This is a genomic window from Bradyrhizobium sp. Rc2d (assembly GCF_900099855.1).
GTDB lineage: Bacteria > Pseudomonadota > Alphaproteobacteria > Rhizobiales > Xanthobacteraceae > Bradyrhizobium.
Genome location: NZ_FNCU01000006.1, coordinates 146,344 through 160,503, shown reverse-complemented (window position 1 = coordinate 160,503; position 14,160 = coordinate 146,344). Strand labels below are relative to the sequence as shown.

Here is a 14,160-nt window from a genome sequence, read left to right as displayed (position 1 = left end):
GCGTGATGAAGTCGCTTCCGACACATTTTTCGCACGCGGCTGCTGGCGATTGCAGACAACACCGACGAAACCTCCGTGGTTATACGGAGCGGCATACACCAACTTCATCGCGGTAAGGTTGAGCGGTTAGCTTAATCCGCGGTGTTTGTTGCGAAGTCTCGCGTTTCGCTTATCCATCTTCGCACCGGGCTCCCCCAAGTCCGGCCCCACCCAAGCAAAGCCGTCGAGCGAACATGGGTCGCTTGGCGGCTTTGTCCCTTGTGTCGACGAGAGGATCATTTCGGTTATGGCGCGCAAGCCCTGGTCGTTCAAGGAAGACCGCCGGCTCATGGAGCTGGCCAAGTCTTCGGCTTCGCTGGAAGAGGCGGCGAAAGTTCTCGGGCGCTCGCCTGATGCGATCAAGCGCATGGCGTTGCGGCTTGGTCTTTCGTTGAAGTCGAAGACGAACAAGAAAGGCTAGCCTCGGGAAAGGCTAGCCTCGGAAAGAGAGAGTCGAGGACGGCAGCGCCATCATCGCGGCAACGCTCCTCTTCGACCCAGCCGCAGCTTTTCGCCTTGGCAGGACGGAACCAAAGCAACCATTGGGTGTTTGATTCCAGACTTTCAGCGAGGTCTGGCAGTGCTCCACTTTGCCATTTCCGCGATATTGGTTTGGCTGGCGATCAACGTCGCTTTCGTGGTGCTTCGGCTGCGAGCCACTCGCCATCCCGTCACGCCCCACAGCGATCGGCCCAGCCGACCCTATCCAGAGGTCATTTCCGTCCGCCATCGCGGCGGGCGGTGAGCGTCGATTGAGCCGCCTGCCTGCGGCGGTCCGTCCGGCCCGTTCACCGGCCAGTTGTACGTCTTCTGGGGCCCCCTCTAAGGCTGGCTCCGCAGCGGGGCATCTCCGTTCCTTCGTCCCGTTAAACGCTATCTTAGTCCCCGCAGGCTAGGATCAATTTTCCAGGCCTCCCTGAATTTCGCCCGGACCGGATGAGATTACAGCGACCCAACCTCCTGTTTGCGGCGCTCGTGCTTGCGAGCACGATGGCGTTCGCCCTGGCGGGCCATTTCGCGGCGGAGGCCGTCATTCGCCACCAGCAGGCGCATCAGCTGAGCGAGTTGACCGAGGTCGTTCTGCGCCGCTCCGAATTTGCGGTCGATTTTGCCGCGGCCAGCCTGGACGAGCTCGCAAAACGCAATCTCGCCAGCTGCGAGCCCGGGGCGCTGCAAGCCATCCGCCTCCACGTCTACCAGCGCTCGGCGATCAAGGACGTCCGCCTCGTCAAACCGGATGGCTCGGTGATCTGCTCGGCCTATTCCGAGACGCTCGAATTCGACAAGGGATGGGTGAATCGCCGCGACATGCTGCCCTCGCGCGACAAGGCACTTTCGCTGTTCCGCGTGGAGCAGTTCGGCGGCGACGCCTTGGGCGTGCTCAGGGACATCAACGACAGCTCCGCCCTCGTCGCCATTGTCGGAATCAATGCCAGCCTGTTCGACATCATGCCCGCCGAACTGCGGGCGCACAGCGAGGTGATCCTCGCCTTGAGCAGTGGCGAGAAGCTCGGCGAATTCCAAACCGACGCCGGCAAGTCCCTGCCGGAGCCGGTCAGTTTCGACAGGACTTCCGCGCGCTTCCCGCTTCATGCCACGATCGGGCTCGAGCACGCGGTGCTTTCGAGCTGGAACCACGAGGCTTATTGGCCCGTCCTCGCAGTAGCCCTTGGACTTGGCGCAATCTTTGGCATCCTGCTGGCACGCAGCCGCCGAATGGAGGGGCCCGTCGCCGATCTCGATCGGGCGCTGGCGGCCGGCGAATTCAAGCCGTACTACCAACCCATCTTCGATCTCGGGACAGGTCAGATCAAGGGCTGCGAGATTCTGGTTCGCTGGCTGCGCCGAGATGGCTCGGTCGTCCCGCCGATGAACTTCATTCCGCTCGCCGAATCCAGTGGACGCATCCAGGCGATGACCTGGCAGATCCTGGGATCGGCGCTCGCCGAGCTGAAGCCATTGCTGAGGGCAAACAAGAATTTCAAGATGTCCTTGAACGTCGTGCCCGGGCATCTCCTGAGTGCAGGCTTCGTTGAAACGCTGCGTCGCAAGGTTCTGACCGCAAGGGTCTCCGCGCGCCAGATCGTGGTCGAGATAACCGAGCGCGACGAGCTCGACGATCTCGCGCGCGCCGCGGCGGTTGTCGCCGAGCTGCGGGACCATGGCTTCCGCGTTGCCATTGACGACGTCGGCGTCGGCCATAGCGGACTGTCTCGACTGAAGGGCCTCGGCGCCGACATGATCAAGATCGACAAGTTCTTCGTGGACACGATCACCGTGGACGCGTCGACGACGACGATCGTGGAGATGCTGGTTGCGCTCGCGAGAGACCTCCATATGAGCGTGGTCGCGGAAGGCATCGAGACCGAGGAGCAACTCCGCGCACTGCTCGCGTCCGGCGTAGCGGAGGGCCAAGGTTATCTCGTTGCGCCGCCCCTGCCCTTCGCCAGGTTTAGTGAGCTCGTCGAGTCGCGCCGGGTGGCGCAGTCAGGCGCGGCGGTCTCGAACGATGCGGCTTTGGTGGCCTGACGGTCGAGGAAGAACTTCCATTTCCCTAACGGGGGGTGAGCCGCCAAACGGTGTCACCGTGCTTGTGCCAGCGGAGCCTTTGGCGGCGGCCAACGCCTTTAACGATATTTTCGTCTTTCGAACCAGGCGGGCGCCCAACCTTGTATGTTGGCGCCATGCGCAGGAGCCACCTCATCGCAGCCGCGAGCATCTGTCTAGCGCTGATCGTCTATGCCACCCTGGCGAAGCTGGCGGGAAGACCCGCGCTCATGGGACATCACGAGGCCTATTGGATCGTCGTGATCGAGCGCTTCAGTGCCTATGGTCTGCTCGGCTTCCTGCTTTCCTTTCTGTTGCCAGGACAGCTTGGTTTGGCTTGCTCGCTCGTCGTGGCGGTCGCTATGGGGCTGGAGCTGATGCAGGTGTTCATACCCGACCGGGATCCGGGCTTTCTCGACGTGCTCCAGAAGGCGGCAGGAGGCACCGTCGGCGTCATGCTCGCCCAGATGATCCTGGCGTTCTTGCCGAGACCGCCGTCCTAAGCAGCCAGCATCCCCTCAGCGAGATGACCGGTGGACGTACACCCCGGTCTCTACTTCACTTCATCATCTGGCCGCGCAACTCGCCGCCCGGGTTCGCGGCCGTATGGATGTTCGCGTACCATTTTCCGGTCAGCAGATCTGCCGCCTGCGCGTCGGTGAGCGTGGCACTGCCCTGGATCGGGCTTTGCACCGTCTTGAACGGGAGGACGATGCCGGCGTTCTTGCCAGCTTCGCCGGGGCCATGGAAATGCGCCCCCATTGCGGGTCCCGTCAGCCCGGCATAGGTGACGGTGTAAGTCAGAACTTTCGTTACAGTGTCGTAGGCGGCTTCTGCCTTGCCCGATCCGGACGAGCTGTTCGGGGGCACTTCATTGCTTCCCTTGAGCTCGGCTTGCAGCTTCACGGCTTCCGCGTTTGCCATTCCGCTCGTCGCAACGACGCTTCCAACCAGCGCGAGCGTCCCCAACAGTGCCACCGACGGCCGACGCACAGCTTTGCTCATGCACTCCTCCTGCAGACTTCGCTCCCCATCGCGATTTGAACACCGACGACAGCCGGAAATTCCGCCGCAGAGCTTATGCTGATTCGGGACAACGAGCGCGGGAATTAGCCTTCGGCATGGACCGGAACACGCGGAGGCTCAGGCCGCTCCACGCCTGTTGTGGAGCTGGGTGGGAGCCAGGAGTTCGGCCATTTGCCGGTGGGTGTTGTGCAGCGCCTCAATGGCGCAATCGAGATCGAAATCCGCCTCACGCACGGATGCAAAGAACTTGGCCGTCAGTGCCAGATCGAGTTTGACCCGCGTCGTCCCGTCGCGACTTTTGCGGCGATCGAGCGACAAATGGATGGCGCGGTCCCTGGCCTCCATTGCGCCGCAGCCGCAAAGCGCGCCGAGTTCGTCGTATGTCATCCAGATTTGAGGCATGTTCTTCCACCACGCTTGATCGGCCGCGAGGCTAGCTCCCGCTTCTAAAGGCAGAGTTGCTGCAGCGCGGCTGCGGCGTGATTTCGAGACAACAGCGTCAATGCAACGCTAATCACGGCGGCAGGGCAGGCCCGTGGAGCTGCGCGATTTCACTTGGACGGACCCGCCGTGAACGGATGCCGCGGCCGGTAACGGCTGTCGGGCCCCTTGGGCAGCTTATCTGCATTCAGCCTCACGACTGCGCTGCGGACGTCGGCAGCCGGCGCATCTTCCTGGCTGTAGATCAGCGTCGCCTCGAACTTCACCTCAGGCGCTTGCTTGGCCGTCCCCGAGCAGGTCGCCATCGCACCGCTGAAGACGCCGGAGAGATAGACTTCGACCTCGTCACGCCCGAACACGGTTGGCGGGCCCTCGGCATGCCGGCGCGTGGTCAGAACGGCCGTGAACCGCTGGTCGTCATCGAATTGATAGGAACCGCCATAGGTGAAGAAGCTGTCGCTGCCCGAAATCCGGCCCTGGGACAGATGCACAATGCCGGTGCCTTGCGCTTGCGCGGTTCTAAACCACGCCGCGTATTTGCCCTCTTTCAGCATGGAAACATCCGTCGTGAATTCCATGCGTATTTGCAACGAACCGTGGGGCGCGACAATGACCGACGTGGCGCGCATTCCACCACGGTTAATGCCTCGCAAAGTCAACCTGTCAAATTGCTGCCGACGCGCGAAGCCGGCAGCAACGTCAAAACAGTTCTATGCCGTCATCGGCGGTCTCGACCGCCTCGACCCGGCGCGTGGTGGCAAGCGACGCCAGCCCGAGCGCTTGCAGGAATTCGCGGTGGACGTCCCGCTCGCGCTCCATCGTGTAGCGCGCGAAGAGTTCGTCGAGCGCGGCCTCGTCCTGCGGACGCGGTTTCTGTGCGCCGGCACTGGCCGTCTCGAGGCGCGCAGCGACCGCGGGCAAAGCCGCGGAGCCTTCGCCGAGCGTGCTCATCAGGCCTTGCGCCGAATTCATCAGCCCCTCGAACTCCGCGCCTTCAACGATGAGCCGGCTCATCAGCTTGCTGAGCCGTTCATTGCCGGCCTCGACCTCGCGCAGCGCCTGAAGGATCTGCGGCTCGAGCTTGGCGAGCTGCGTGGGATCGCCCCGCACGCGCAGCTCCTTCAACTCCTTGGCCGAGCGCTCGATACCGTCGAGCACCGGCCGCAAGCGCCCTGCCCCCGCCGAGACCTGGTCGGCGGTCGCCTTGAGCTCGTTGGCGATGACGACGAAGGCGCTGCCGCGGCTGCCGAGATGGCTTGCCTTGAGACCGGCATTCATTCCGATCAGCGTGATGTCGACGGTCGCCTCGGCAAGCCCGGCGATCGCCTGACGAAACTTCGTCAGCGTGTCCTCGACGATCGCAAGCGCCTCATCCACCGAGCGGCCAGCGCCCTCGCAGGTGGCAATCAGGGTCGAGGCATGCGCCAGCGTCTGCTTGATGCGCGCCAGGAACGATGACGACCCGCCGTCCTCGCCGCCGAACAGCGTGCGGCCGTGGCCGACGACACTGCTCGCATCGTGCAGGATGGCGGACAGCGCGCGAACGATCTGACCGATGTCGCCGCCGAACTCGCGCTGGGCATCCCTGAGCTGGGCCGCCTGCAACTGGCAAATCGCGCGCGCACCGTCATTGCTCGCGACCGGTTCGGGAACGAGGCTCGGGGTCGATCCCGAGGCGAGGCCGAGGCCGTGCGCGACATGCTCGAGACGCTGGCGCGTGCTGTCGCCGGCCTGCAAGGAGATGATCGCGCTCCCCACCGCCTCGGCGATCTTCCTGGTGCTGGAACTCGCGAGATCGGCGAGATGGCTGCTGTTGCGGCGCTGATCGTGCAATCCGGAATAGGCCGCACCGAGCTCGACGCTCTCGGCCGCCAGTTGATTCCGGTAGCGGCTCTCGAACTCCTTCTGCCGGCTGAGTGCGGTGGCGACCGCCTCGGACAGGCGCTGCTGATCCCGCGCGCAGCCCTCGATCGAGCCCTGCACGGCCCTGCCGAGATCGTAGGCCTCCTGCGTGAAGGCGAGAAAGCCCTCGCGGTCACCATCGAGCGAGGCTGCCTCGATCCGCGCGCTGCGGGCAATGATGGTGATCATCTGGATGTGCTTGAACACCGGCTTGAGCAGCGAGGACGCCTCCGCCGTGCTCCTGCCGATCGTCTCCAGCAGGGCGGTCTCGGCCGGAAGCGCCTGCGCCAGCTCGCTGAGCTGTGCGGCGATCTCCTGCAACGCGGTCGCGGCGCCCTCGATCTCGGCACCGGAGAGTTCCGAGGACAGCGTCGCGAGACCCTGGTTCAGATCCTTGAAGATGAGGTGGCCGCGCCCGAGCTCGTGACCGACGCGCGCGAACACGTCCTCGATCCGCGACGAAACGTCCTCGATCGCGGCGATTGCCTCATTGAGCGTGTTGGCCGGAATGGCGGACATTGCGATCAACCTGCCGCCGCGGCGTGGCCGGCCTGGTACCAGTGCATGATCTCGCGCGGGATATGGTGCAGCGATACGACCTTCTCGACGCCGCCATGGGCGATGGCTTCCTTGGGCATGCCGAATACCACGCAGCTCTCTTCGTCCTGCGCCCGCGTCGAGGCGCCGAGCTTGCGCATCTCCAGCATTCCGCGCGCGCCGTCGTCGCCCATGCCGGTCATGATCACCGCGAGCGCGTTGGCGCCGGCATGCTGGGCCGCCGAGCGGAACAGCACGTCGACGGACGGACGATGCCGCGACACCGGCGGGCCGTCCTTGATCGCGATCTGGTAGCGCAGGCCGATGCGCTGGAGCAGCATGTGACGGGCACCCGGCGCGATATAGGCGCAACCCGGCAGCACCGGCTCGCCATCCTCGGCCTCCTTGACCCGGATCTGGCAGACGCCGTCGAGACGTTTGGCAAAGGCCGCGGTGAAACCCGGCGGCATGTGCTGGACGATCAGAAGCGGAGGACAGTGCGGCGGCAGCATCTCGAGGACGTCGTTGAGCGCTTCGGTGCCACCCGTCGAGGAGCCGATACACACGATGCGCTCCGTGGTCGGCCGGACTTTGCCTTGCACCGGCGGCGGGATGATCGCATCAGCCGTCAGCTTCTTCTCGATCTCCCGACGCTCCGCGCGCGGGCGCACCCGGGCGCGGGCGGCCGACTTCACGGCCTCGCGCAGCCGCGTGGAGCATTCGAGCAGCGCCTGCCGCGTGTCGATCTTCGGCTTCGGCACGATGTCGACCGCACCCGCCTCGAACGCCTCGAACATCACGTTCGAGCCCTCCTCGGTCAGCGAGGAGCAGATGATCACCGGAATTGGACGTTGCGCCATGATCTTGCGCAGGAACGTCATGCCGTCCATGCGCGGCATCTCGATGTCGAGGATGATGACGTCGGGAATTTCGTTCTGGAGACGGCGCGCCGCCGCGAACGGATCCGAAGCCGTTGCCATCACCTCGATGTCGGGATCGTCGTTGAGGATCGTCTGCAGGATTTGGCGCACCGACGCCGAATCGTCCACGATCAGCACGCGAACTTTTTCCTTCGGCATTCTTGGCGGCGCTCCGATCAAACCTGGAAGATGGTGGGCTGGACCTGCTTCAGACCCGGCACGGCGCTGTGGATCATCGATTCCGAGTGCCCGACCAGCAGATAACCACCGGGCCGCAAATGGCTGCACAGCTGCTCGATCACCTTGCGCTGGGTCTCGCGCTCGAAATAGATCAGGACGTTGCGGCAGAAGATGATATCGACGTCGCGGTCGACGGGATAGGACGCGTCCATGAGATTCATCCGCATGAAATGCGTCATGCGCCGCAATTCTGGCACCACCCGCACCTCGCCGCGCGACCTGTCCCGCGACGACAGGAAATATCGGTTCACGAAGTTTTCCGGCACAGGCGCAAGCACATCGCGCGTGTAGATGGCGGTCTTGGCAAGGCGCAGCACCGCAGTCGAGATGTCGGTCCCGAGGATGCGGTATTGAAACCGCGAACCGTTCCGCGTCATGTCGTCCAGCACCATCGCGGTCGTATAGGCTTCCATGCCGGTGGAGCTCGCCGAGCTCCAGATCTTCAGGTTCGCATTCTTGCGTCCATGCGATTTGAGCAGGGCGGGGATCGCGACATCCCGCAAGAAGGTGAAGTGCTGCGGCTCCCGGAAGAAGTCGGTCTTGTTGGTCGTCACCACATCGATGAGATGAGTGAGCTCGGTGTCGAAATGATCGGCCTCGAACAGGTTTTCGACGTACTCGTTCAGATCCGAATAGTTCAGCGCGCGCACGCGCTTGTGCAGCCGCCCTTCCAGCATCAGCCGCTTGCCCGGCGGCAGCTTGATGCCGACCTGGCCCTCGATCAATTGCGCGATGGTCCGGAAGTGGCGGTCCGACAGATGCACGGCCGTGTCCTGCAGGGCGAGCATCATGGCCGCCTGCCCCGGTCCGGGATGGCCGCCTGCACTGAATGTCGGGCCGTCCTGGCCATCTTGAATCCTACGCGTTCACGTCACCGCTGAAAGCGGACCGGTCCACCGTCATCGAGCGGGCCGGCCCGCAGGAGCCCTCGCGGGCCTAGCGTTGGAAATCGGCGTCCCGGTCGTCCCCGCCGTCGTTCATGTCGAAGGCGAAGCCGCCGCCATTGGCAGCCTTCAGGGCGCGCACCGGCTTGCCTTGCGGCTTCTTGGCCGGACGCTCGGCGGCCGCCATCGTCGCCGCCTTGGCCCGCAACTGATTGACCGCCCGGTCGATCGGCGCAGCCGCCGGGCTCTTTCCGCCGTGCTCGATGCGGAAATAGGCGATCGTCGACTGCAGCTGTTCGGCCTGCGAGGCGAGTTCCTCAGAGGTCGAGGACACCTGCTCGGAGGCGCTGGCGTTCTGCTGGCCAACCTTGTCGAGCTGCTGGATCGCCTGGTTGATCTGCGCCGAGCCGACGTCCTGCTCGCGGCAGGCCGCGGTGATCTCCTCGACGAGCTCGGCTGTTCTCTTGATGTCCGGAACGAGCTTGGAAAGCATGGCGCCGGCCTCCTGCGCCACCTTGACGGTGTCGGCCGAGAGCGTGCCGATCTCGGCGGCGGCGGCCTGGCTCCGCTCGGCGAGCTTGCGCACTTCGGACGCCACCACCGCAAAGCCCTTGCCGTGCTCGCCGGCGCGGGCGGCCTCGACCGCCGCGTTGAGCGCGAGCAGGTCGGTCTGGCGCGCGATCTCCTGCACGATCGTGATCTTCTCGGCGATGGTCTGCATCGCCTCGACGGCGCGGCCGACGGCGGCACCGCTGGCCTCCGCGTCCTTGGCGGACTGCGCCGCGATCTTCTCGGTCTGGTTGGCGTTGTCGGCGTTCTGCTTCACGTTGGAGGCCATTTCCTCCATCGAGGAGGAGGCTTCCTCCGCGGACGAGGCCTGCTCGGTCGCGCCCTGCGAGAGCTGCTCGGCGCTGGCCGACAGCTCCTGGCTGCCGGCCGAGACGTTCTGCGCCGCCGTGAGCGCCTCCGATACGATCTGCCGAAGCTTCTCCACCATGCGTTGGAGCGCGAGACCGAGCGTGTCCTTGTCCGACAGCGGCTTGGCTTCGACCATCAGATTGCCTTGCGAGATCTCATTGGCGACGGCCGCGGTCTGGTTGAGGTTGACCGTCATCGCGTTCAGGGATTTGACGAGATCGCCGATCTCGTCGTTGCTAGAAGCATCGATCTTCTGGCTGAGATCACCGATCGCCACGGCGTCCGCCAGCCCGACGGCCTTGGCGAGAGACCGGCTGATATTGATCGAAATCCAGACTGCGCTGACCGCGGCAACGATGAGCGAGACGACGACGAGGACGATGAGAATCAACTGGGCGCGACGGCTCTCTTCATTGGACTGCACAGCCTGTTCGGCCATCTGCCTCTTCGTGTTCGTGACATAGGCTCCCATCGCCTCCGACGCGTCCGCGACCACCTTGCGCCCGTCACCCATCGAGCGCTCCGTTGCCTTGGTCTTGTCCGTCTTTGCCAGCCTGATCGTCTCTTCCTGGTAGACGTTCATCCTGGCGTAGACACTCGCAAAGTTGTCGAGCAGCTTCTTGCCGCCTTCGCTGGCCAGCGCATAGACCTCGTCCTTGATCTTCGTTGCCTCCTCACGGAGCTTGGCCGCGTTCATCGCGAATTCATCGGCTTCGCTAGGCGTTCCCAGAATTGCGTTCTTTTCCGCCCTGAGTTGCTGCCAGATGATCTTTTCGACTTCGGCCGCTTTTTCCATCCGCTTGGCGCGAAGCACCATGGAGTCCGCGGTCGCGGCCATGTCGGCCAACTTCATGTAGCTCACAGCGCCTGCCACAATGAACAGAAGGATGACGACGCCGAAGGCGCTGGCAAGCTTAGCTTTGACGGTGAATCTCATGATCGATCTCATTGGTTCAAATTGGGATTTCTACTCGGCAACGCTTTACGCTTCGCAATTCATGCGGCGCGAGATGCATCGGCATCGCGCCCCTCCGGGATCTCGTCATGCGCCATCAGCCTGGCGAGATCGAAGATGATGACAAACTTCTCGCCCTTGCGCCCGATGCCGGCCGCATAATCGGACTGCCATTTGCCGCCCACCTCGGGCACTGGCTCGATCGCCTGCTCGTCGATATCGGTGACCTCGAAGACGCAGTCGGCAACGAAGCCGACGCCAACCAGGCGATCCTTCATCGGCACGTCGAGGATGATGATGCGGGTCGCCTCGGTCGCCGCCACACTCGGCAGGCCGAGCTTGGTCCGGAGATCCACGATCGGATAGCCGCTGCCGCGGACGTCGATCATGCCGAGCAGGAAATCCGGCGCATGCGGCAGCCGCGAGATCGGCCGCATGTCGAGAATTTCGCGGACGTTGCGGATGCTGATGCCGAACGTCTCCCCGGCGAGCCCGAGCGTCAGATATTGCGAGGTTGCGGCCATGATGCTGTCCAGGGGTCGATGGGTTGCGATAGATGTGGTCCGGCGCGCGGCCGGACCGCTTGGTCAGCGTTGAAACTCGGCGTCGCGATCGTCCTCGCCGTCATGCATATCGAAAGCGAAGCCGCCGCCGCTGGCGACTTTCAACGCACGTGCCGGCTGGCGCGCAGGCGCAGGCTTCTTCTTGCCGCGATCGGCGGCCGTCATCTGCGCGGCCTTGGCACGGAGCTGGGTGACGGCGTGGTCGATCGGCGCAGCCGCCGCGTTCTCCTTGCGCTTGTCGTTCTCGATCCGGAAGAACGAGATCGTCGACTGCAGCTGCTCGGCCTGCGAAGCCAGCTCTTCCGAGGTCGAGGACACCTGCTCGGACGCGCTGGCGTTCTGCTGGCCGACCTTGTCGAGCTGCTGGATCGCCTGGTTGATTTGGGAGGAGCCGACGTCCTGTTCGCGGCAGGCGGCCGTGATTTCCTGCACCAGCTCCGCCGTCTTCTTGATGTCAGGGACGAGATTGGAGAGCATGCTTCCCGCCTCCTGAGCGACTTTCACGGTCTCGCTCGAGAGCGTGCCGATCTCTGCAGCGGCGGCCTGGCTGCGCTCGGCGAGCTTGCGCACCTCGGAGGCGACCACCGCAAAGCCCTTGCCGTGCTCGCCGGCGCGGGCGGCCTCAACTGCGGCGTTGAGGGCGAGAAGGTCGGTCTGCCGCGCGATCTCCTGCACGATCGTGATCTTCTCCGCGATGGTCTGCATCGCCTCGACGGCGCGACCGACGGCGGCGCCGCTGGCTTCGGCATCCTTGGCCGACTGAGCCGCGATCTTCTCGGTCTGGCTGGCGTTGTCGGCGTTCTGCTTCACGTTGGAGGCCATCTCCTCCATCGAGGAGGAGGCTTCTTCGGCGGACGATGCCTGCTCGGTCGCACCCTGCGAGAGCTGCTCGGCGCTCGCCGAGAGCTCCTGGCTGCCGGCCGAGACATTATTCGCTGCGGTCAGAGCTTCCGACACGATCTGCCGGAGCCTTTCAACCATCGCGTTCAGAGATTTTACCAGATCACCAATCTCGTCATTGCTGGACATGTTGATGGTCTGGGTGAGGTCGCCATTGGAAACCGCGGCGGCGAGGCCTACCGCCCGGCCAAGGGCGCGGCTAATTCCAAGCGCAATCCACGTTGCCGCGCCAGCGGCGACTATGAGCGATATAATGATGATGCTGAGCAGGATCGTCTGGGCGCGAGCTCCGTCTTCGTGAGCCTGTTCGGATCGATCAGCCACCAGCTTATTCACATACGCAATGTACTCGTCGCCAGCCGCAAGTGCCTCGCCTCCAGCCTTACGCACCTCCGTGGAAGAATGCGCGGCCGCTTTCGCCCGATCAATCTTGGCTAACTTGAGGCCCTCATCCTGGGCGGCCATCATCTTGACCTGAGCTGCAGAAAGCTTATCAATCAGCTTTCTGCCGTTCTCCGTAGCGATGGCATAGAGCTCGTCTCTCTTCCTTGTAAATGTGCTCCGAAGATTGCCGATCTCGCCTACGATGCGGTCGGTCTCCGCGTCGGATGATGCCAGGATCGCATTCTTTTCGGCACGAATCTGCAGCAAGATCTCCTTTTGCAAATCCGCCGCTTTCTGGATGCGCCCGGCCGCAGAGACCAGCGCGTCGCTCGCTCCGATCAGTTCGCTGAGCTTCACGTAGGCGACGCCACCAGCGATCATGGAAAGCACAATGACGACGCCGAATGCGCAGGCGAGTTTTGCTTTGACTGTAAATCTCATAAAATAGAGCCCCTACGATTAGAGCCTCGACTGGAGACCCGATCAATTCAGAATGCGTTCCATGTTCGGAACGATGACGAACTCTTCACGCCACTTGGTGATGAAACGGATGTACTCCGGCTTCCAGTGCATTCCGACGCGCGGCGTCTGCTGCACGTCAAACCCCTAACGCGGCGGTCCGTACAACTACGGGTCACATTCCGTCACGGTTCGCGCAGTGCATGCAATCGTGCATAGCGTTCAAAAATCTCATGCGACATGCGCATATCGCGACAATTTGGCTCAACCGGTGCATTTGCCTCGCGTTAAAGTTGATCGGGTTATGCCTTGGGTTCGTGCCTCCGCCAGCGAAGAGAGCTCCGGCCGCCGGTGCTGACCCAAGCGCTTCTGGTTGATGACAGCCGCTCCGTCCTCAACTTCCTGAAACGTCATATCGAGGCTGAAGGTCTGGTCGAGGCCACCACCTTCCTCGATCCCGTCGAAGCGCTGGCCTGCGCGCAAGAACGCGTCTTCGATCTCGCACTGGTCGACTACGAGATGCCGCATATGGACGGCATCAGCTTCATCCGCGTTTTCCGCAGCCTGCCCGGCTGCGCCGACATCCCGATCGCGATGATCACCTCGCGACAGACCGACGACGTCAAGATGGAAGCGCTAAAGGCCGGTGCGACCGATTTCCTGCCCAAGCAGCCGCAGAGTGTCGAGATGACGGTGCGCCTGCGGAATTTGATTCAGCTTGGTGCAGCCGTGCGCAAGCTCAGCGATCGTGCCGCGCATCTGGCCAGCGACGTCGCGGCAGCAACACGAAAGCTCGGCGAACGCGAGGAGGAGATCATCCTGCGGCTCGCGCTCGCGGTCGAATACCGCGACAACGACACCGGCGAGCACACCCTGAGAGTCGCCCGCTATAGCCGCATCATCGCCGAACAGCTCGACCTGCCGGCCCGGCTCTGCCGCGACATTTATCTGGCCGCGCCCCTGCACGACGTCGGCAAAGTCGCCATTCCCGACAATATCCTGCTCAAGCCCGGCAAGCTCACCGAGGAGGAGATGGCGGTGATCAGGACGCATGCAACGATCGGCGAGCGGATCGTGGCGGACTCCAGCTGCGAGCTGATCCGGCTCGGAGCACAAATTGCCGCAGGCCATCACGAGCGCTGGGACGGCGCGGGCTATCCGAACGGCCTCAGGGCCGACGCGATTCCGGTCGCCGCGCGCGTGGTCGCGGTCGCCGATGTCTTCGACGCCCTGACGACCCGTCGGCCCTATAAGGAGCCGATGCCGCTCGAGGTGGCGCGCAATTACCTGGTCGAGAACAAAGGTCGGCAGTTCGATCCGGCCTGCGTCGAGGCCTTCCTGTCGCGCTGGGACGAGGTGGTCGAGATCGCTGCCGGTCGGCTTGATACCCGATCGCCGATTTGAACCTGTTCCTGATAAGGTGCACCAATATCAAAGAGTGATTC

General features: G+C 63.6%; 13 protein-coding genes and 1 pseudogene. 4 read left to right on the top strand and 10 right to left on the bottom strand.

Translation table 11 applies throughout. From position 1 onward, the window contains the following. The first annotated feature begins 286 nt into the window (after positions 1–286). The 3 genes from BLV07_RS47460 to BLV07_RS11190 all read left to right on the top strand — a co-directional run bounded on the left by BLV07_RS47460 (position 287) and on the right by BLV07_RS11190 (position 3,089). The gene (locus tag BLV07_RS47460) at positions 287–460 is read left to right on the top strand and encodes a hypothetical protein (protein WP_176945473.1); all 174 of its coding nucleotides are present in this window, start codon (positions 287–289) and stop codon (positions 458–460) included. A 515-nt stretch (positions 461–975) separates the two neighbouring features. After that, positions 976–2,568: an EAL domain-containing protein gene (locus tag BLV07_RS11195; protein WP_091884439.1), complete on the top strand. Its 1,593-nt coding sequence runs from the start codon at positions 976–978 to the stop codon at positions 2,566–2,568. Positions 2,569–2,723: 155 nt separating this feature from the next. After that, the gene (locus BLV07_RS11190; protein WP_091884706.1) at positions 2,724–3,089 is read left to right on the top strand and encodes a VanZ family protein; all 366 of its coding nucleotides are present in this window, start codon (positions 2,724–2,726) and stop codon (positions 3,087–3,089) included. A 55-nt stretch (positions 3,090–3,144) separates the two neighbouring features. Here the strand turns inward: BLV07_RS11190 and BLV07_RS11185 are convergent, their stop codons facing one another. From BLV07_RS11185 to BLV07_RS11140, 10 genes and pseudogenes are all read right to left on the bottom strand, one after another. After that, complete coding sequence (locus BLV07_RS11185; RefSeq protein ID WP_091884436.1) at positions 3,145–3,591, bottom strand: CHRD domain-containing protein; 447 nt, start codon at positions 3,589–3,591, stop codon at positions 3,145–3,147. A 138-nt stretch (positions 3,592–3,729) separates the two neighbouring features. After that, on the bottom strand, positions 3,730–4,014 hold the full coding sequence (locus BLV07_RS11180; protein ID WP_091884431.1) for a hypothetical protein: 285 nt from the start codon (positions 4,012–4,014) through the stop codon (positions 3,730–3,732). 149 nt (positions 4,015–4,163) lie between these two features. After that, the gene (locus BLV07_RS11175) at positions 4,164–4,607 is read right to left on the bottom strand and encodes a hypothetical protein (RefSeq protein ID WP_091884703.1); all 444 of its coding nucleotides are present in this window, start codon (positions 4,605–4,607) and stop codon (positions 4,164–4,166) included. 145 nt (positions 4,608–4,752) lie between these two features. Continuing rightward, positions 4,753–6,474 carry a chemotaxis protein gene (locus BLV07_RS11170; protein WP_091884427.1) on the bottom strand — a complete coding sequence of 574 codons (1,722 nt, stop codon included), beginning with the start codon at positions 6,472–6,474 and terminating at the stop codon, positions 4,753–4,755. Positions 6,475–6,479: 5 nt separating this feature from the next. Beyond that, positions 6,480–7,571: a protein-glutamate methylesterase/protein-glutamine glutaminase gene (locus tag BLV07_RS11165; RefSeq protein ID WP_091884422.1), complete on the bottom strand. Its 1,092-nt coding sequence runs from the start codon at positions 7,569–7,571 to the stop codon at positions 6,480–6,482. Between the two features lie 17 nt (positions 7,572–7,588). Next, positions 7,589–8,443 (bottom strand): CheR family methyltransferase, encoded by an 855-nt coding sequence (locus tag BLV07_RS11160; RefSeq protein ID WP_091884417.1) that lies wholly within the window; start codon positions 8,441–8,443, stop codon positions 7,589–7,591. A 145-nt stretch (positions 8,444–8,588) separates the two neighbouring features. Beyond that, positions 8,589–10,391 carry a methyl-accepting chemotaxis protein gene (locus tag BLV07_RS11155; protein ID WP_091884698.1) on the bottom strand — a complete coding sequence of 601 codons (1,803 nt, stop codon included), beginning with the start codon at positions 10,389–10,391 and terminating at the stop codon, positions 8,589–8,591. A gap of 59 nt (positions 10,392–10,450) precedes the next feature. Further along, entirely contained in the window at positions 10,451–10,933 is a 483-nt protein-coding gene (locus tag BLV07_RS11150; protein ID WP_091884413.1) for a chemotaxis protein CheW, read from the bottom strand. 63 nt (positions 10,934–10,996) lie between these two features. Further along, on the bottom strand, positions 10,997–12,697 hold the full coding sequence (locus BLV07_RS11145) for a methyl-accepting chemotaxis protein (RefSeq protein WP_091884408.1): 1,701 nt from the start codon (positions 12,695–12,697) through the stop codon (positions 10,997–10,999). 42 nt (positions 12,698–12,739) lie between these two features. Further along, positions 12,740–12,856 (bottom strand): annotated as a pseudogene (locus tag BLV07_RS11140) (chemotaxis protein CheW); the annotation flags it as partial. A gap of 210 nt (positions 12,857–13,066) precedes the next feature. Here BLV07_RS11140 and BLV07_RS11135 point away from each other — a divergent pair. After that, positions 13,067–14,119, top strand: coding sequence for an HD domain-containing phosphohydrolase (locus BLV07_RS11135; protein ID WP_091884404.1), 1,053 nt, complete (start codon positions 13,067–13,069; stop codon positions 14,117–14,119). The last annotated feature ends 41 nt before the right edge of the window (positions 14,120–14,160 follow it).